This window comes from Flavobacterium cutihirudinis (genome assembly GCF_003385895.1).
GTDB classification, from domain to species: Bacteria; Bacteroidota; Bacteroidia; order Flavobacteriales; family Flavobacteriaceae; genus Flavobacterium; species Flavobacterium cutihirudinis.
This window is the reverse complement of sequence record NZ_QRDQ01000007.1, coordinates 321,179-339,167: the sequence shown is the minus strand read 5'-3', so window position 1 is coordinate 339,167 and position 17,989 is coordinate 321,179. Positions and strand designations below refer to the sequence as shown.

The 17,989-nt window shown below is 34.1% G+C and carries 18 protein-coding genes; 13 read left to right on the top strand and 5 right to left on the bottom strand.

Translation table 11 applies throughout. From position 1 onward, the window contains the following. Positions 1-15: 15 nt before the first annotated feature. The 4 genes from BD847_RS01465 to guaA all read right to left on the bottom strand — a co-directional run bounded on the left by BD847_RS01465 (position 16) and on the right by guaA (position 6,119). Complete coding sequence (locus tag BD847_RS01465; RefSeq protein WP_115886495.1) at positions 16-417, bottom strand: OsmC family protein; 402 nt, start codon at positions 415-417, stop codon at positions 16-18. After that, complete coding sequence (locus BD847_RS01460; protein WP_115886494.1) at positions 417-2,516, bottom strand: LysM peptidoglycan-binding domain-containing protein; 2,100 nt, start codon at positions 2,514-2,516, stop codon at positions 417-419. Before BD847_RS01460 ends, BD847_RS01465 begins: the two co-directional genes overlap by 1 nt. Before the next feature lie 95 nt (positions 2,517-2,611). Next, positions 2,612-4,528 (bottom strand): lytic transglycosylase, encoded by a 1,917-nt coding sequence (locus tag BD847_RS01455; RefSeq protein ID WP_115886493.1) that lies wholly within the window; start codon positions 4,526-4,528, stop codon positions 2,612-2,614. 61 nt (positions 4,529-4,589) lie between these two features. Beyond that, positions 4,590-6,119 (bottom strand): glutamine-hydrolyzing GMP synthase, encoded by a 1,530-nt coding sequence (guaA, locus tag BD847_RS01450; RefSeq protein WP_115886492.1) that lies wholly within the window; start codon positions 6,117-6,119, stop codon positions 4,590-4,592. A gap of 235 nt (positions 6,120-6,354) precedes the next feature. Here guaA and BD847_RS01445 point away from each other — a divergent pair, with 235 nt between their 5' ends. Further along, a complete protein-coding gene (locus tag BD847_RS01445) occupies positions 6,355-6,882 on the top strand; it encodes a hypothetical protein (protein ID WP_115886491.1) in 528 nt (175 codons plus the stop codon). A gap of 110 nt (positions 6,883-6,992) precedes the next feature. On the opposite strand, the gene BD847_RS01440 is transcribed toward BD847_RS01445, so the two are convergent. Beyond that, positions 6,993-7,706 carry a hypothetical protein gene (locus BD847_RS01440; RefSeq protein ID WP_115886490.1) on the bottom strand — a complete coding sequence of 238 codons (714 nt, stop codon included), beginning with the start codon at positions 7,704-7,706 and terminating at the stop codon, positions 6,993-6,995. A gap of 295 nt (positions 7,707-8,001) precedes the next feature. Between BD847_RS01440 and BD847_RS01435 the strand changes: the two genes are divergently transcribed. The 12 genes from BD847_RS01435 to BD847_RS01380 all read left to right on the top strand — a co-directional run bounded on the left by BD847_RS01435 (position 8,002) and on the right by BD847_RS01380 (position 17,809). Then, positions 8,002-8,925 (top strand): DnaJ C-terminal domain-containing protein, encoded by a 924-nt coding sequence (locus BD847_RS01435; RefSeq protein ID WP_115886489.1) that lies wholly within the window; start codon positions 8,002-8,004, stop codon positions 8,923-8,925. Further along, positions 8,915-9,211, top strand: a complete 297-nt coding sequence (locus BD847_RS01430) for a chaperone modulator CbpM (RefSeq protein ID WP_115886488.1) — start codon at positions 8,915-8,917, stop codon at positions 9,209-9,211. The genes BD847_RS01435 and BD847_RS01430 overlap by 11 nt, the downstream gene beginning before the upstream one ends. A 150-nt stretch (positions 9,212-9,361) precedes the next feature. Next, entirely contained in the window at positions 9,362-9,745 is a 384-nt protein-coding gene (locus BD847_RS01425) for a RidA family protein (protein ID WP_115886487.1), read from the top strand. Positions 9,746-9,874: 129 nt separating this feature from the next. Beyond that, entirely contained in the window at positions 9,875-11,131 is a 1,257-nt protein-coding gene (locus BD847_RS01420) for a voltage-gated chloride channel family protein (RefSeq protein WP_115886486.1), read from the top strand. 127 nt (positions 11,132-11,258) lie between these two features. Next, a complete protein-coding gene (locus BD847_RS01415; protein ID WP_115886485.1) occupies positions 11,259-12,266 on the top strand; it encodes a DHH family phosphoesterase in 1,008 nt (335 codons plus the stop codon). A 6-nt stretch (positions 12,267-12,272) separates the two neighbouring features. Beyond that, positions 12,273-12,962 carry a gliding motility-associated peptidyl-prolyl isomerase GldI gene (gldI, locus tag BD847_RS01410; RefSeq protein ID WP_115886484.1) on the top strand — a complete coding sequence of 230 codons (690 nt, stop codon included), beginning with the start codon at positions 12,273-12,275 and terminating at the stop codon, positions 12,960-12,962. 15 nt (positions 12,963-12,977) lie between these two features. Beyond that, positions 12,978-14,054 carry a peptidylprolyl isomerase gene (locus BD847_RS01405; RefSeq protein WP_115886483.1) on the top strand — a complete coding sequence of 359 codons (1,077 nt, stop codon included), beginning with the start codon at positions 12,978-12,980 and terminating at the stop codon, positions 14,052-14,054. A 33-nt stretch (positions 14,055-14,087) separates the two neighbouring features. Then, the gene (locus BD847_RS01400) at positions 14,088-15,248 is read left to right on the top strand and encodes a peptidylprolyl isomerase (protein ID WP_115886482.1); all 1,161 of its coding nucleotides are present in this window, start codon (positions 14,088-14,090) and stop codon (positions 15,246-15,248) included. Between the two features lie 217 nt (positions 15,249-15,465). Continuing rightward, positions 15,466-16,362: an EamA family transporter gene (locus BD847_RS01395; RefSeq protein ID WP_115886481.1), complete on the top strand. Its 897-nt coding sequence runs from the start codon at positions 15,466-15,468 to the stop codon at positions 16,360-16,362. Between the two features lie 87 nt (positions 16,363-16,449). Further along, positions 16,450-16,806, top strand: a complete 357-nt coding sequence (locus tag BD847_RS01390; protein WP_115886480.1) for a DoxX family protein — start codon at positions 16,450-16,452, stop codon at positions 16,804-16,806. Between the two features lie 34 nt (positions 16,807-16,840). After that, positions 16,841-17,548 (top strand): aquaporin Z, encoded by a 708-nt coding sequence (gene aqpZ, locus BD847_RS01385; protein ID WP_115886479.1) that lies wholly within the window; start codon positions 16,841-16,843, stop codon positions 17,546-17,548. Positions 17,549-17,566: 18 nt separating this feature from the next. Beyond that, entirely contained in the window at positions 17,567-17,809 is a 243-nt protein-coding gene (locus BD847_RS01380; RefSeq protein WP_115886478.1) for a GlsB/YeaQ/YmgE family stress response membrane protein, read from the top strand. Positions 17,810-17,989 lie beyond the last annotated feature (180 nt).

The window sequence follows — 17,989 nt, the reverse complement described above, 5'->3', positions numbered from 1 at the left end:
ATTTTGATTAAAAAATTAATTCCAGTTGAAAGTAATTTTCTTTTCGATTTCACTGCTTAAACTTAAAAACACCGGGCAAGTCATTGCGGCGCGTTCTAAAATCGTTCTGCTTTTTTCATCCGCAACACCATTCATTTCGAAAACAATTTCTATTGCTCCAATTCTTCTTGGTTCGGCATTCATAATTTTAGTTACTTCGGCAGTAGAACCAACAAAATCTACTTGCATGTCACGAGCTTTAATTCCCATTATAGTCATCATACAGCTTGCTAAAGCATTTGCAACGGTATCGGTTGGAGAAAAAGCCTCGCCTTTTCCGTTGTTATCTACTGGTGCATCTGAAATGATTTCGCTTCCAGATTGCACGTGAATTGAACTTGTTCTTAAATCGCCTAAATAGGTTACTTTTGATGTCATTAATTTGCTACTTTTAAAGTTAAATCTGTATCGTAATATAAAATGTAAACACCTTTGTTTGCGTGTCCTCCATCTTCTTTTTTATAATATTGAAATTTATTATCCACTTGTTCCGTTGTCATCAAATCTGCAGTTTCCTGAAAAGTTTTTCCCTGCACTAAACGCATCATTGTATCAAACGTTACATCAAATCCTTTGGTTGCATAAGCATTCGGATTTACTTTATTTTTCAATCGATACTCTTTGTCGAAAATCTGAACTGCCGGTTCGTCACTTTCGCGCGTTACCGAAGGATACATTAATTTCAGTTTAATTAAATTATCAAAACTGATCTCGTCTGTATCTAAAGTACTATTTGGTTCCAAAATAACCAATTGCACCTGACATGATTTTTGAGCATCAAGCAAAGCTTTTATTGTCGCTTTCACCATTGCTGTATTACCGGTTTCCATTACAACATAATTCATGCGGCCTGGCAACAATAAACTTTTAAGATTTGCAACATCCAAACCTCCGGTTTCTGTTAATGCAGCAAAAACAACTCCTTTTTGATTTTGTTTAATATAATTAACAACCGATTCCTTTTTCTTGTCGACCACCGCTACGATATTTCCATTTTTGGCACGCATATAATCGAAAACCGAATTTCGAATTACATCTGCAGATGGAATAGTTTGATATAAATTATCAATCGGGTTTGCAGCATCTTTTGATAATGGCGAAATAACTGGAACATTATATAAACGCAATGAATTTGCAGTTGCTTCAGCATTATTTTGATAAAATGGTCCTATAACTGCATTCGCATTTTGGAGTTTATTCTGAGCAATCAGACTTGAAACATTTGATGTCGTTTTTGTCTCACCAGAATCATAAATAGCGACATCAATTGGGAGTTTTAAGGTTTTAGCCGAGTCAATTGCCATCATAGCTCCCGAATAAAAATCCAGCGTCATATTCAAAAACTTATCATTTTTAATTCTCGTAGTGCTGCTGGTCGTATCATTTTGCATTTTAGCCAAATTAAATGGCAACAACAAAACCACTTTCTGACGATCCGTTTGCCCTCTTTTCTTTGTCAGCTCCACTATTTCAGGAGATGCAGAAACAGTTTCAGATTTTACTTTATCAACAATTTTGATTCCGCTTGGCGCTTCTTGTTGTTTTTCAATTGTTTTTTCAGCGACAGTTTCAATTGGTTGTGCCTGAGGAATAATTGGTTGTGGTGCCAAATATCCTGTCGGAACTTTTAAAACCATTCCTTCTTTTACACCTTCAGAAAGTGAAGGATTTAAAGCTGTTAATTCTTCTTGCGTCAAGTGAAAAGTTCTTCCTAAACTATAAAAAGTCTCTTTCGGTTTTACCTGATACTCCATATAAGTTGTTCCTTTTTTAGGAGTTTCAGTCACTTTTTTAGTTTCTGTAGGTTTTGCAGTATTTGCAATTGGAGCAGTTTCCGTTTTAGGTGCAGTTCCTTTAATTGTTAATCGATATCCAACAGGAAGATTTGCAACAATTTCCGGATTTCTTTTTTCCAATTCTTCAACACTCATATTGTATTGTTTTGCAATACCAAATTTTGTCTCTTTTGGCTGCACGTCATGAAAAACATATTTTTCCTGCGCGGCACTTTTAGCCGGTTTTGTAGCTACAACCGCAGCTTTAGGACTTGAACCTTTTGCCGGAATTACCAATTTTTGTCCAATCTGAACACCATCTTTTTCTAAAAAAGGATTCGCAGCTTTTAAGGCTTCATCCGAAATTCCGTATTTATGTTCAATACTATAAAAAGTTTCTTTTGGCTGCACTTCATGAACAATATCTTTAGAATTTGCAGATGATTTTGCGACAGCTGTTTCAGAAGTTTTAACCGCAGTTTTACTACCGCTGGAAGGAATTAGCAAAACCGTATTAGGCTTTATTCCGTTTCTCGCATCCGGATTTAATGCATAAATATCATACGGCGTTACTTTAAATTTTAAGGCAATCTGGTTTATCGTTTCTCCACCTGTAACTGTATATTTTACTACCTTTTCCTGTGAAAAAGCAGAACAGGTTACAAAAAAAACGAGAAACAATAATGTTGAAAAATACTTCATAATATGGCTAAAAACAATTTAATTTTTAATTCAAAAACAAGTTACTAATTTTTTATCAAAGCAAGATTCAGGCCATTGTTAATAGCATCCCAAAATTATCTGAGATCAATTTCGACCTTAGCAATACTAATCTCTTTATATAACTCATCTTCTTCCTTTTTCTTGCATTTGTATAAAACTTCTTCCATGTTTTCAAACTTATCCGAGTAGACATAGTAAGAAAGACTATTAATATTGAAAAAGAAACTTGCGTTAAAATCACCAGAATCAATAAGTTTCATAATCAGCTTATCTCTGAGTGTTGCGTCTGTAAATATACCTAAAACTAAGTAATACCCGTTTGAAACTTCTTTAAGATTATCAAAAACTTCCACTTTGACCGTTTTACCTGTTTTAAGCGGATTTTCTTCCAATTCGCGTTTCATTTCTTCAAGTGAGACTGCTTTTGGAGTTTCAGAAGTTCCCGTTTTGCTTTGTTTTTTAATCGCCTCATCCTGATACTTTTTCAATTTTACCAAAGCCAGTTTATCATCAAATTTTCTGGCTTCCATACTATAATAAGAAGCTTTGCTGATGTGTCTCTTTACTTCAATTTTTTTCTGAATATCCAATGAATCAATTTTAGCAATCAAAAGCTGATTTTGGGCATCACCTTGCTCCTGCTCGATTTTGTAGCGTTTTATTTCTTCTAAAGAAAGACGTTGCTGTATTGAAGCGACATTATTATTTTTCTCGCTTTCGCGGATTTTCTTCTTGTATTCCTGATTTTCTTCAACAGCAATTTTCTCCACTTTATTCATCAAACCGGCATATGCTTTTCGGTTTTCTGCCAATTCTTTTTTCAATTGCGAAGACAATTCACTCGTTTTTCCGATACTTTCGTACGATTGTTTTTCCAAACGTTTTGATTCGTCTACATTCAAAACATCCATTCGCTTTAATTCAACCAAATCATTATTCATTGTATTTACCAAAGAATCTAATTTAGCCATCAAAATATCCTGAACATTTTTATTTGCTTCTAAAACCAATCTCAGTTTCTCAACCGAATTTTCTTTAGAACCATTCATATCATTCAGATTCACTTTCAGATCATTAATTTTTATAATCTTCTGATTCATTTCTTTCTGAATAACCAATCGATCTTTCAAGTCATCAATTTCAACCGTTTTGGCTTTTGTTTTTTCGACTACAACTTGTTTCTCGGCTAAAGCCAACATCAATTCTTCACTTTCGTTTGAAGGTTTGATTTCTTTTGTATTGATGGCCAATTTATTTCCAACAACCAATCCATTTACGATCTCAGGATTTTGAGATTCCAATTGATCGATCGAAATTCCGTATTTTTTAGAAATCGAGAATTTAGTTTCCTTTGGTTCAACCACATGAAAAATGGTTTCCTGATTAATTACACGAACTCTTCCATCCAAAGTTTTTCTTTTATTTGGGATTGCGATAGTTTGTCCGATTTGCAAACCGTTAACCAAAATTTCTTTATTAAGGTTTTCCAAATCCTGAACCGAAACATTATACTGTCTGGCAATGCTGAATAAAGATTCTTTGGCTAAAACAAGATGTGAAGTTTTTGAAGTATTTGTATTTTCAGCTTTAGCAGAATTAGAATCATTTTGCGGAATTACTAATTCCTGACCAACTTGAAGTCCGCTGGCAAGAATTTCTTTATTGGCTTCCTGAAGTGCTTCCTGAGAAACATGATATTTTTTTGATAAACCGTAAAGAGTTTCTTTTTCACCAACAATGTGAGTAATTTGTTGCTCTGTTTTTGGTTTTTCTGAAGAATGAACCGGAATCTTAATAATCTGGTTGTCTTTGATTCCGCTCTGTGATTCGGGATTGAGTTTGTAGATTTCATCTACCGAAACCTTGTATTTTTGGGCTATAAAATAAGCGGTTTCTCCCTTTTGAATTTTGTGCTCGATAAATGAATCTTGTGCAGTTATTTTGTTAAAAGACAAAATAAAGACAAGAAAAAACGTTAAAAATTCTCTCATAAATAGTAGGTTTAAAAAATTAAGGCATTACAAATGTAATGCCTTAATTTGAAAAATCTTACTATTCCCACTCAATTGTTGCAGGTGGTTTTGAACTAATATCGTAAACAACGCGATTCACGCCTTTTACTTTATTTATAATATCATTTGATACTTTCATCAAGAATTCATAAGGTAAATGAACCCAGTCAGCAGTCATACCGTCTGTAGATTCAACAGCTCTAAGCGCTACTACTTTTTCATAAGTACGCTCATCGCCCATTACACCAACACTGTTTACAGGAAGTAAAATTGCTCCAGCCTGCCAAACTTTGTCATATAATCCCCAAGATTTTAATCCTTCAATAAATACAGAATCAACATCTTGTAAAATTTGTACTTTCTCTGGAGTTATATCTCCTAAAATTCTGATTGATAATCCTGGCCCTGGGAAAGGATGTCTTCCTAATAATTCAGGATCGATTCCTAATGTAGCTCCAACTCTTCGCACTTCATCTTTGAAAAGCATTCTAAGCGGTTCTACAATTTTTAATTTCATATAATCCGGCAATCCACCAACATTGTGGTGCGATTTAATAGTTGCCGATGGTCCTTTTACAGAAACTGACTCGATTACGTCTGGGTAAATAGTTCCTTGCGCTAACCATTTTACGTCTTCTAATAAATGTGATTCATCATCAAAAACTTCGATAAATACACGACCAATTGTTTTACGTTTGGTTTCAGGATCACTGATTCCAGCTAATTCGCCAAGGAAACGATCTCCAGCATCTACACCTTTCACGTTTAATCCCATTCCTTTGTATTGATCTAATACATTTTGGAATTCGTTTTTACGAAGTAAACCGTTATTTACGAAGATACAGTATAAGTTTTGCCCAATTGCTTTGTTTAATAAAACTGCTGCTACAGTAGAATCTACTCCTCCTGATAAACCAAGAACAACTTTATCGTTTCCAAGTTTCTCTTTTAATTCTGCTACCATTTCATCAACGAAAGCATTTGGAGTAAAGTTTTGAGGAACTTCAGCAATTTTTACTAAGAAGTTTTCCAACATTTTTTTTCCATCTGTTGAATGGTAAACTTCCGGGTGATACTGAATTGCATAAGTAGTTTCGCCTTCAATTTTGTAAGCTGCATATTCTACGTCATGCGTGCTTGCCAATTTTACAGCATTTGTTGGAAGCGCTTTGATACTATCGCTATGGCTCATCCAAACCTGGCTATTCTCTGAAACTCCTTCAAAGAAAGTTTCACCTTCTTTAATATAAGACAAGTTTGCTCTTCCGTATTCTCTAGTATTAGAAGCAGCTACTTCTCCACCGCTGAAATGAGCTAAATATTGTGCTCCGTAACAAACGGCAAGTAAAGGCATTTTACCTCTAATTTGCGATAAATCAGGATGTGGCGCATCTTCTCCTCTAACAGAGAAAGGGCTTCCTCCTAAAATTACGGCTTTATAACTTGATAAATCACTTGGAATGTGATTGTAAGGAAAAATTTCGCAGAATATATTTAATTCGCGAACTCTACGCGCAATAAGCTGAGTATATTGCGATCCGAAATCTAAAATAAGTACGTTGTGTTGCATGCGCAAAAATACTTTTTATATTCGAAAATGAAAAATCGGAACGTTGAAAAAATAAATATTTTTTTTCAACGTTCCGATTTTTAGGTGCAAAGGCTTAAAGTTACAAAGATGCAAAGGTTTAAATTAGTCAAGAAGCCTTTGTTCCTTTGAACCTTTGTTGCTTTAAACCTTAGAAAGAGAAAATCCAAAAGCCAAAATATTTCGTAATTGCAGAAAAAACCATTTAAATTTAATCATGAAATCAAAATTTATCGCCCTGACAGCTTTTCTGTCCTTTTTTTTAACTTCTTGTGATGCTGTCGACGACTTGCTAACGTTTACAATTTCAAACGAAACTTCAATTAAAATCCCAAGTACTTCGCCAATTAATTTGCCTTCGGAAATTATAATGCCGGACGTTACTACAAATTCATCTGCTGAATTTGAAAACAATAAAACGAAAGCTAGCTTGGTAAAAGATGTAAAACTGAAATCATTGAAATTATCAATTTCTGATCCTTCTGATAAAACGTTTACTTTTCTAAAATCGGTTCATTTATATATTTCAACTGCAAATTCTGAAGAAATCGAATTGGCGTACCAAGACAATATTATGGCTACAACCAATACAATTGATTTGATTTGTACCGATAAAAAACTGGATGAGTACATAAAAGCAGACAGCTACAAAATAAGAACTCAGGTAACATTAAAAGAAACCTTAACAAAAGATGTAACTATAAAAGCAGATATGAAGTTTAAGGTTACTGCGGATCCTTTCTAAAAAGGTTCAGAGTTACAGAGTTACAAAGTGACAAAGGTTCAAAGGTAAACGAAGTGTAAAAACTTTGTCCCTTTGAACCTTTGTCACTTTGTAACTCGCGCTAAAAGCGCTTATTCTTTCGTAACAACAATAGACGCTTTAAATCCTGCAGCGAGATTATTCCAATAGTCATTAGTTACTAATTGTCCTTTATCATCATATACCTGAATTTCGGCGGTGTTTCCTCCTAAGGAACCGATATTGAGGGCCTCAAAATCTAATTTATTGAAACCGACTATAAGATCTATTTTAACTTCCTTGAAATTAGAATCCAAAAATATTTGTTCTCTTAATACATGATCATTACATGACACTTTTACCAAGTCGCCATCTATAGCGCCAAAATCACGAAATTTTACAATAAAATACGAAGACTTCGTTCTAAAATCTCCTAAAGAAATATTCTTTTTAACCAATGTACCTCGGCCTTCACGAAGTCCGGCTTCTTTTAAGGCTTTATCAACATCTTTTTCCATTTTTGCTACATAACGATCACCGGGATTTGCAAACTCTGTTTCTGTCGACATTGTGAATTTGCTTTTCTCTTCTCCGACCTGAAATTTTGATTTTGGTGTTATTGTAGTATTATCAAAAACATTTGGAGTTTTAATACTTGGAATATCAAGATTATCGGCCTGAGGATCTTTAACCTCAGGAATTGGTGTTTTCTTGGGTTTTGCACTAAACTTTGGCGCCGGAATACTTTTGTATTTAGTACTAAATTCAGTTTGGGCTGATACTGTTACAGCTGTAAAAAATAATATGAAAAGTAGGATGTGCTTCATTGAAAAAGTTTTATCGAATCGGCTTTTATAATTTTTTAAATATATAGTATAGCAAAGCAAAAATAGTATAATTTAATTATGCTCTTCAACTTTAAGAGTTTTATAACATTATATTATGCAAAATTTTGGAAGCAAAAAACCTGCCAAAAAATATTTCTTTTTGAAAAATCAAACCTTGCTAAACGGATTCGGTGTTAGTCAAAAAATTTTGTTATAAACACTTCGTTTATTTTGACAGTAAGCAAGTTATCACTAAATTCATTGTTTCAATTTAAGTTTACTAAAAATCGACACAATGGAATACATCGATTACTACAAAACATTAGAAATTACAAAAGCCGCTACGGAAGCCGAAATCAAAAAAGCATATCGAAAATTGGCCCGAAAGTACCATCCGGATTTGAATCCGAATGACAAGGAGGCGGAAAAAAAATTCAAAGAAATAAACGAAGCCAATGAAGTTTTAAGCAATCCTGAAAATCGAAAAAAGTACGATAAATACGGAAAAGACTGGAAACATGCTGACGAATTTGAAAAAGCAGGTTACGATCCAAATCAGCAGCAACAACAATATTCAAGACAGCAGAGTGGTCAGGATTTTTCTGGTTTTGGAGGCGGAGATTTTAGCGGAAGCGACTTTTCAGATTTTTTCAACTCTATGTACGGCTCCGGACGAAGTAGCCGAAGTCAGTCAAAATACAGAGGTCAGGATTTTAATGCCGAATTACAATTGGATCTCGAAGCTGTTTACACCACTCACAAACAAAGTTTAACGGTAAATGGAAAAAACATCCGAATTACAATTCCTGCCGGCGTCGAAAACGGACAAGTAATAAAAATTCCCGGACACGGCAGTCCCGGTGCAAATGGCGGTCCAAATGGTGATTTGTACATTACCTTTATAATTGCTAATAATTCTGATTTTAAGCGCGAGGGCAATAATTTATATTCAAATGTCGATCTAGACTTATATACTGCGGTTTTAGGCGGCGAAATAAGCGTAAAAACGTTCGACGGGAAAGTAAAAATTAAAGTTCCTGCCGAAACTCAAACGGGAACAAAAGTCAAACTGAAAGGAAAAGGCTTTCCGGTTTATAAAAAGGAAAATCAATTTGGTGATTTGTATGTAACGTACAATTTGAAAATCCCAACTAAATTATCTGAAAAAGAAAAAGAATTGTTTACAGAATTAGCTAAACTTAGAAATCATGGCCAGTAAAAATTTAATCCAGGTAAAACAATTTTGTGTGTATCATGAAATTGAAAATACTTTTATAAAAGAGTTAAGCAATTACGGTTTAGTACACATTATTTTAGAGAAAAATGACGAATATCTGGAGCCGGAACAATTGCCCGTAATTGAAAAAATGATTCGTATGCATTACGACCTTAATATTAATTTGGAGGGAATTGACGCGATTTATCATCTTTTGAATAAAATTGAAACTTTGCAGCAACATCTTATAAACACGCAAAACAAACTGCGAATTTACGAAGAACAGTAAATCTTAAAATATCACAAAAAAGAAGGATTTTCAGTGGGATTTCAAACGAAAACAATACTTTTTCACGGGCTTATTTTATAAATTGCAACACATTAATTAACCTGAATTTGTTTTTTAAAAACGTCAAAAACAATTCAAAAAACTCATAAAATGAAAAGAGAAAACATTTTAACAGGATCACCGTGGGAAGACAAAATGGGATACTGCCGTGCTGTAAGAATTGGTAATATTATTGAAGTTTCGGGAACGGTTGCAATAGTTGACGGTGAAAAAGTAAAAGCCGATGATGCTTATGCACAGACTTACAATATAATCGAACGCGTTGAAAAAGTTTTGGAGGATTTGAATGTGGGAATAAAAGACGTGATCAGAACCAGAATTTTTACAACGAACGTTTCTACTTTTGAAGAAGTTGCCAGAGCGCATTCTTCTTTCTTTAAAGATGTAAAACCTACAACTGGTTTTTATGAAATCAGTAAATTAGTTGCACCTGAATATTTGGTTGAAATCGAATTTACAGCTGTAGTACAGTAGTTTTTTTTGCCACGAATTTCACGAATTTGCACTAATTATTTTTCTTTATGGACAGATTAAAATGATTTTTTCTGTTTTAATTCGTGAAAATTCGTGAAATTCGTGGCAAAACTATTTTAGCATTCATTAATGACTTCCCAAAACACTAAACAATTTCTCCTTTCTCTTCCAAAATGGATTTTTATCTGTGCTTTAATTGGTATTTTATCAGGTTCTGCATCTGCTTTTTTCCTTGCTTCTTTAGAATGGGTTACGCAATTTAGAATTCAGCATGACTGGATTATCTGGCTTTTACCTTTTGGAGGATTATTAGTAGGATTAAGTTATTATTACTGGGGAGAATCTGTTGCGAAAGGGAACAATTTACTTCTGGAAGAATATGAAAATCCGCAAAAAACAATTCCCTTCAAAATGGCACCTTTGGTTCTTTTAGGAACCTTGCTTACACATTTATTTGGAGGTTCTGCGGGACGAGAAGGAACCGCTGTTCAAATGGGAGGCGCAATTGCTGATCAATTTACCAAAATTTTCAAACTAGATAATTCTGAACGCAAAATCTTAATCATTCTGGGAATTAGCGCTGGTTTTGCATCGGTTTTCGGAACACCTTTGGCAGGAGCAATTTTTGCTTTAGAAGTTTTATACTTTAGTAAAATCAACTTCAAAAGCATTGTTCTTTCTTTTTTAGTTGCGTACGCTGCCTATTTTACGGTCGAATTTTGGGAAATCAAACATACACATTACAGCATCCCTATTGTTCCTGAACTGAGTTTTAGTAACCTTTTCTATATCATAGTCATTGGTGTTTTATCTGGTTTTGCAGCTTTATTATTTGCAAGAAGTACTCATTTTTGGAGTTCACTTTTTTCAAAAAACATAAAATATCCACCGCTTCGCCCAGTTATTGGCGGAGTAATTTTAGCCATTGCAATTGCAGGTTTCGGATTTACAAAATTTTCAGGACTTGGTGTTCCGGTAATTGTTGATTCATTTTCAAGTCCGAACGAATGGTATGACTTTTTACTTAAAATCCTTTTTACCGGATTTACTTTGGGAGCTGGTTTTAAAGGCGGCGAAGTAACACCTTTATTTTTTGTAGGCGCCACTTTAGGAAGTGCCTTATCAACAGTAATTCCAATGCCAATTGCACTTTTAGCCGGAGTCGGATTTGTGGCTGTTTTTTCAGGCGCGACACACACTCCTCTCGCCTGCACTATTATGGGAATGGAATTATTCGGAATCCAGCCAGGATTTTTTATAGCTATTGGTTGTACAGTTGCTTATTTTTCATCAGGTTCTTTGGGAATTTACAAATCACAGATTGTAAAAGGTGCTAAGTACAAATTATATCAAAAATTTCAGAAGAAAGAATTGGAACATTTGTAATTTGAATTTCAAATCTAAAATCCTAAAATTAAACTCCTAACTTATAACTCATAATTCATAACTTAAAAGTGTGTTAATCTATAAAATGATTGCAACATTACATTAAAAAAATGTAAATTCGCACACTATGAAAATACAAGATATTCAGGCAATACAATTGTTGCTTGCGACCCCAAAGAAAATTGCAATAATTCCGCATAGAGGACCAGACGGTGATGCCATGGGCTCAACCTTAGGTTTATACCATTTTTTACAAAAAAACAATCATCACGCAACTGTTATTGCACCAAATGATTTTCCTGAATTTTTGGCGTGGCTGCCAGGTTCTGAAACTGTAAAAATATTCGAAAAGGATATTGAAAACTGTACCAAAATACTTGAAGAAGCTGAACTTATTTTCACCCTAGATTTTAATGCTTTTCATCGTACAGGCGAAATAATGGAGCAAACTCTTGCCAAACTGACTGCTCCGTTCATAATGATCGATCATCATCAAAAACCAGATGATTATGCAGCTTATACATATTCTGACACTTCATTTGGATCGACCTGTGAAATGGTTTACAACTTTATTACTTTCTTAAATAAGAAAGAAGATATTGACAAAACCATTGCAACTTGTATCTACACTGGAATTCTTACTGATTCAGGTTCGTTTCGCTTTCCGGGAACAACAGGAAATACACACCGAATTATTGCCGAATTAATTGATTTAGGAGTTGAAAATACTCAAATTCCTGTTTTATTATTTGACAACAGTTCATACAGCCGTCTTCAATTGCTTGGGCGCGCTTTGCAGAATATGAAAGTTTTTGAAGCGCATAAAACTTCTTATACTTCGCTTACTCAGGATGAATTAGATTCGTTTGATTATGTAAAAGGTGACACTGAAGGAATTGTTAATTACGGTTTAAGTATAAAAGGTATTGTTTTTACTGCTATTTTTATCGAAAATAAAGAAGAAAAAATAATTAAAATATCGTTCCGTTCGCAAGGTGGTTTTGATGTAAACCAATTTGCCCGAGATCATTTTAACGGAGGCGGACACAGCAACGCCGCAGGTGGAAGATCAGAATTATCAATGAAAGAAACGCTAACAAAATTTGAAAATCTGGTAAAAAAACTAAAAATATAACCGTATATGAATTACTTAAAAATAAGCATTTACAGCCTTCTTTTTACTGTTTTATTAGTAAGCTGCAAACAACACGAAGAAGCCAGAAGACCGCTTTCGAGAGCTTCAGGTACATTCATGAAAAAATCGGCTGACCGAAATAAAAAATTAGTCGCCAATGAAGAGAGCGTCATCAAAAAAATAATCAAAAGCAATCCGAAAGTAAAATATTACGCTACTAAAAAAGGGTATTGGTTTTCATATGATGAAAAAAGCGCAACCGAAACAGCAACTCCAAAAAAAGGAGATATCGCTTATTTCAATTTAGAAATTAAAGATATTGAAGGAAAAATTATTTATTCTGAAGCTGATCTTGGACCACAAACTTATTTTGTAGACAAGCAAGATATTATGATGGGATTGCGTGATGGAATTAAATACATGAAAAAGAACGAAACTGTAACTTTTTTATTTCCGTCTCATATTGCCTACGGATATCATGGTGATAATAATAAAATTGGACCAAATGAAGCATTAATTTGTACCGTAACGCTTCGAAATTTTGTACCGGATCCTGCTGCTGCAAAAACGCCTACAACTGGAACACAAAATCCAAACACACAGACACCCAGCGGACAAGCTCCAAAAGCAACTACAACAAAACCAGTCGCTGCAAAGCCTGCAGCTCCAATAAAAAAAGATACAATAAACCCTTAAAAAAACATTTTAGAAATGAAAAAGAGTATTTTATTATTACTATTAGCCGTAACCTCATTTTATTCGTGTAAAGATGAACACAGCAACTTGCCTGATGGTTTATACGCCGATATTGAAACAAACAAAGGACACATAATTGTTGAATTGGATTATACAAAAGCACCTGTTACTGTTGCCAATTTTGTAACGCTGGCTGAAGGTAAAAATGAGTTTGTTACTAAAGATTATCTAAAAAAGAAGCCTTTTTTTGACGGATTAAAATTTCACAGGGTTATTGAAAATTTCATGATTCAGACTGGAGATCCTGAAGGAACAGGTTCTGGCGATACAGGTTATAAATTCAAAGATGAAATTACAGATTTAAAATTTGACAAAGCGGGTGTATTGGCAATGGCTAACAACGGACCAGGAACAAACAGCAGTCAATTTTTTATTACTCATGTAGAAACTCCTTGGTTAGAAGGTAAACACACTATTTTTGGACATGTTGTAGAGAAAGGACAAGAAGTTGTTAATCAGATCAAACAAGATGATAAAATTGTTTCTGTAACGATTATCAGAAATGGTGAAGCTGCCAAAAAATTTGACGCTGTAAAAGTATTTCACGATTATTTTTCACAAATTGAAAAAGAAAAAAGCAAATATTCTGGAGCGCAAAAAGAAAAAGTAGAATATTATGCTGCCTTAAAAGCAAAAGCAACTAAAACAAATTCTGGTTTAGAATATGTTATTACTGAAAAAGGAAATGGCAAAAAGCCAGCTATTGGAACTCAAATTTATATTCATTATGCAGGTTTTCTTGAAGATGGAACATTATTTGATTCAAGTATCGCCGATGTGAATAAAGCATTTGGAAAATACGATGCAACGAGAGATGAACAACATGGTTATCAACCAATTCCTTTTCAGGCAGGAAAAAAAGATGGTTTAATCCCAGGATTTATTGAAGGAATCGAACAACTTTCTTTTGGAGATAAAGCTGTAATCTTTATTCCGTCTCATTTAGCTTACGGTGCAACCGGTGCAGGAGGAGTTATTCCGCCAAATGCTAATATTATTTTCGAAATTCAATTATTAGAAAAACCAGAATAACTCATTATTTCATAGACTCAAATCCGAAACAAAATGAAATTTAAATTTCTATTATTATTTTGTCTGGCTGTTGTAAATCTACAGGCACAAACAACAAAAAAACCAGCAGCGAAATCAAAAGCTGCTCCGGCAAAAACAACTGTAGCAAAATCTACTACAGCAAAAACAGCTGTTCCTACAGATCCAAACGATGGTATTTTTGCAACTATTTCAACTACTAAAGGTGATATTGTTGTTACTTTAGAGTACGTAAAGGCACCTGTAACTGTAGCCAATTTCATTTCATTGGCAGAAGGTAACAATCCTAATGTTAAGGTTGAAAAACTAAAAGGAAAACCATTTTATGATGGTTTAAAATTTCACCGTGTAATTGCTGACTTTATGATTCAGGGTGGAGATCCTGACGGAAACGGCTCAGGTGGTCCGGGATATTCATTTAAAGATGAATTTACTGAAGAATTGAAATTTGATAAAGGAGGAATTCTTGCAATGGCAAATTCTGGTCCGGCTACTAATGGAAGTCAGTTTTTCATTACACACAAAGATACTCCTTGGTTAAACGGAAAACACACTATTTTTGGTCATGTAGTTTCAGGAATGGACAATGTAAACAAAATTGTTCAGGATGATATTATGACAAAAATCACTATTACACGCAAAGGTGCCGCAGCTAAAAAATTTGATGCTGTAAAAGTATTGGCAGATGACGCTAAAAATGCAGAAGCAAAAAAACTGGCTAGTCAAAAAGTAGTTACTGAAAAAGCAGCTTATTTTGCAGCAACAAAAGCAAAAGCGACAGCAACAGCATCTGGCCTTAAATATGTTATTACACAAAAAGGAAGTGGTGTAAAAGGCGCTGAAGGTTCTACAATTTACTTTCACTATGCAGGATATTTTGAAAATGGAAATCTTTTTGACAGCAGCATGGCTACAGTAGCAAGAGCTTACGATAAATACGATGCCAACAGAGATGCACAAGGCGGTTACAAAGCTTTTCCTTTCACAGTTGGTAAAAAAGACGGAATGATTCCTGGTTTTCTTGAAGCTCTTGATATGATGACAGACGGAGAAAAAGCGATTTTCTTTATTCCATCAAATTTAGCTTATGGAGAAAAAGGTGCAGGAGGTGTTATTCCGCCAAACGCGACTTTAATTTTCGAAATTGAAACTTATACCAATCAGCCAGTAAAATAATTGTTCTGAAAGATTATAAAAAAGAGCCATCAAAACAACTGTTTTTGATGGCTCTTTTTGTTTCCTACAACATCTCATTTTCTGATAAATATGTAATTTAAAAATAAAATTCAACCTAAAAACTACACAAATACCAACGTTTAAAACTATTTTCTACTAAATCTCGAACAAAATAGCGTACCTTTGCCGGCCTAATTTTTTAAAACAGGAATTTCAGATGTCACAAAACAATGTATTAAAAGGAGTCTTTTTAGTTGCTTTAGGAGCTACAACTTTCGGAATGTTAGCCACTTTTGTAAAAATGGCCTACAGCGAAGGATATACAACTGCAGAAGTAACAACTTCACAATTTGTTTTAGGAATCATAGGGATTTTAATAATCAATACATTCCAGAGAGTAAAGAACAAAAATAAGGTTGTTAAAGCGACACCAAAAAACATCTTTAGTTTGATGCTTGCCGGAACTTCATTAGGAATGACAAGCTTATTTTACTATCTGGCTGTAAAATATATCCCTGTTTCAATTGGAATTGTTTTGTTAATGCAAACGGTCTGGATGGGGGTTTTGCTGGAAATGATTTTAGAAAAAAAATTACCTTCAAAACAAAAAGTTATTGCTGTTTTCATTGTTCTTATTGGAACTGCTTTGGCAACAAATTTAATTCATGCCGATTTTAAATTGGACTGGAGAGGTATTCTTTGGGGATTTTGTGCTGCCGCCTCTTTTACTACTACAATGTTTACTGCAAATCGAGTTGCAACCGAAATTTCGTCAGCACAGAGAAGTCTATTCATGCTTCTTGGCGGAGCTGTAATTGTATTTTCATTTGCCTTTTTTACTCAGGTTACCCCTTTTAATCTGGAAATTTTCATGAAATGGGGAATCGTTTTGTCTCTTTTTGGAACAATAATTCCACCAATGCTTATGAATGCCGGTTTTCCTTTGACTGGAATTGGCTTAGGAAGTATTGTTTCAGCGCTTGAACTTCCTGTTTCTGTGACGATGGCTTTCGTACTTTTGAATGAAAAAGTAATTTTTCTTCAATGGGTTGGGATCTTCTTAATCATTCTTGCCATTGTTATTATGAATGTAAATTTTAAACCTAAAAAATAAACAATTTTAAAGAGGCCTAAAAAAAAGTGCCTTGTAATGCAATAATTGTTAATTTTTTTATAAATTCGTGATATACAAGAAGATATCATGAAACAATCCTGGCATTTATATTTAATGGCTTTTTTATATATAGTTGCCGGAATTAATCATTTCAGAAAACCCGGAATGTACATCAAGATCATTCCTCCTATTTTTAAAAACCCCAAATTAATAAATAACTTAAGTGGAGCTGCCGAAATTATATTTGGTATTCTTCTATTACTTCCTTTTACAAAAATTTTTGCTGCATGGGCAATTATAGCTTTGTTAATAGCTGTGTTTCCTGCAAATCTATATATGTATCAAAATAAAAAAGCAAGTTTTAATTTACCTAAATGGATTTTATTTGTACGTTTGCCCTTACAAATTATTTTGGTTTTTTGGGCATACCAATATACCCTTTAACAATCGAATCTATTAATTTAAAAATCACTTAATTATGAAAAAATTATTTGCAGAGTTTTTTGGAACTTTTTGGTTAGTTTTTGGAGGTTGCGGAAGTGCTATTTTTGCCGCCGGAATTCCCGATTTAGGAATTGGTTTCGCTGGAGTAGCACTAGCATTTGGTTTAACTGTTTTAACAATGGCATATGCAGTTGGTCACATTTCCGGAGGGCATTTTAATCCTGCAGTTTCTTTTGGATTATGGGCCGGCGGAAGATTCTCTGCCAAAGACCTAATTCCTTACATTATTGCGCAATGTATTGGAGCTGCTGCAGCTGCAGGAACGCTGTACACAATTGCATCAGGAAAAGCTGGTTTTGTAATAGACAACACTAAAGCCGGAGCATTTGCTTCAAACGGTTTTGGAGCATTTTCACCTGATGGATATTCATTACAATCTGCATTTATTGCTGAGTTTGTTCTGACTCTGTTTTTCTTATTGGTAATTTTAGGAGCAACAGACAAATTTGCAAACGGAAGATTTGCCGGTATTGCAATTGGTTTAGCTTTAACATTAATTCACCTAATTAGTATTCCTATTACTAATACTTCTGTAAATCCTGCAAGATCTTTATCTCAGGCTATTTTTGTTGGTGGAGAACCATTATCGCAGGTTTGGCTGTTTTGGGTCGCTCCAATTTTAGGTGCAATTGTCGCCGGATTTATCTATAAAAATTTACTGCAAAATCAAACTGAAGCATAATTCTAAAAAAAACAGGATATGGAATTTTTATATTTCTTACTTATAGGAGCAATTTCCGGTTGGCTGGCAGGTCAAATATGGAAAGGTGCCGGATTTGGTTTAATTGGTAATATTATCGTTGGAATTATTGGTGGTATTATTGGCGGCTGGATTGCCGGGAAATTTGGCATTGGCGGAGGCGGGCTTCTTTGGCAAATTTTAATTGCCGTTGGTGGCGCCTGGGTTTTACTCTTCATTATAAGTCTCATTAAAAAAGCTTAAACCAAAAGCATCAAAATAAATTAGTTAACCTAATATCTTATAAAGAGAAAAAAGAAGTCTTATTGATCTTTTTTCTCTTTTTTTATCTTCAACTTTTCACATATTAAACAATAAACACCAATACTAGGTTAAAATTTTATATTTCTCAATACTACTGTTATTATTTCATCAATTTTATTA

Bases quoted from the DNA above. Each gene is read 5' to 3' on its own strand.
- BD847_RS01380 (WP_115886478.1), top strand. From the start codon at position 17,567: ATGGAATTTTTATATTTCTTACTTATAGGAGCAATTTCCGGTTGGCTG.
- BD847_RS01460 (WP_115886494.1), bottom strand. From the start codon at position 2,516: ATGAAGTATTTTTCAACATTATTGTTTCTCGTTTTTTTTGTAACCTGT.
- BD847_RS01430 (WP_115886488.1), top strand. From the start codon at position 8,915: ATGGCCAGTAAAAATTTAATCCAGGTAAAACAATTTTGTGTGTATCAT.
- BD847_RS01390 (WP_115886480.1), top strand. From the start codon at position 16,450: ATGAAACAATCCTGGCATTTATATTTAATGGCTTTTTTATATATAGTT.
- gldI (WP_115886484.1), top strand. From the start codon at position 12,273: ATGAATTACTTAAAAATAAGCATTTACAGCCTTCTTTTTACTGTTTTA.
- aqpZ (WP_115886479.1), top strand. From the start codon at position 16,841: ATGAAAAAATTATTTGCAGAGTTTTTTGGAACTTTTTGGTTAGTTTTT.
- BD847_RS01405 (WP_115886483.1), top strand. From the start codon at position 12,978: ATGAAAAAGAGTATTTTATTATTACTATTAGCCGTAACCTCATTTTAT.
- guaA (WP_115886492.1), bottom strand. From the start codon at position 6,119: ATGCAACACAACGTACTTATTTTAGATTTCGGATCGCAATATACTCAG.
- BD847_RS01465 (WP_115886495.1), bottom strand. From the start codon at position 417: ATGACATCAAAAGTAACCTATTTAGGCGATTTAAGAACAAGTTCAATT.
- BD847_RS01445 (WP_115886491.1), top strand. From the start codon at position 6,355: ATGAAATCAAAATTTATCGCCCTGACAGCTTTTCTGTCCTTTTTTTTA.
- BD847_RS01395 (WP_115886481.1), top strand. From the start codon at position 15,466: ATGTCACAAAACAATGTATTAAAAGGAGTCTTTTTAGTTGCTTTAGGA.
- BD847_RS01415 (WP_115886485.1), top strand. From the start codon at position 11,259: ATGAAAATACAAGATATTCAGGCAATACAATTGTTGCTTGCGACCCCA.
- BD847_RS01455 (WP_115886493.1), bottom strand. From the start codon at position 4,528: ATGAGAGAATTTTTAACGTTTTTTCTTGTCTTTATTTTGTCTTTTAAC.
- BD847_RS01400 (WP_115886482.1), top strand. From the start codon at position 14,088: ATGAAATTTAAATTTCTATTATTATTTTGTCTGGCTGTTGTAAATCTA.
- BD847_RS01440 (WP_115886490.1), bottom strand. From the start codon at position 7,706: ATGAAGCACATCCTACTTTTCATATTATTTTTTACAGCTGTAACAGTA.
- BD847_RS01425 (WP_115886487.1), top strand. From the start codon at position 9,362: ATGAAAAGAGAAAACATTTTAACAGGATCACCGTGGGAAGACAAAATG.
- BD847_RS01435 (WP_115886489.1), top strand. From the start codon at position 8,002: ATGGAATACATCGATTACTACAAAACATTAGAAATTACAAAAGCCGCT.
- BD847_RS01420 (WP_115886486.1), top strand. From the start codon at position 9,875: ATGACTTCCCAAAACACTAAACAATTTCTCCTTTCTCTTCCAAAATGG.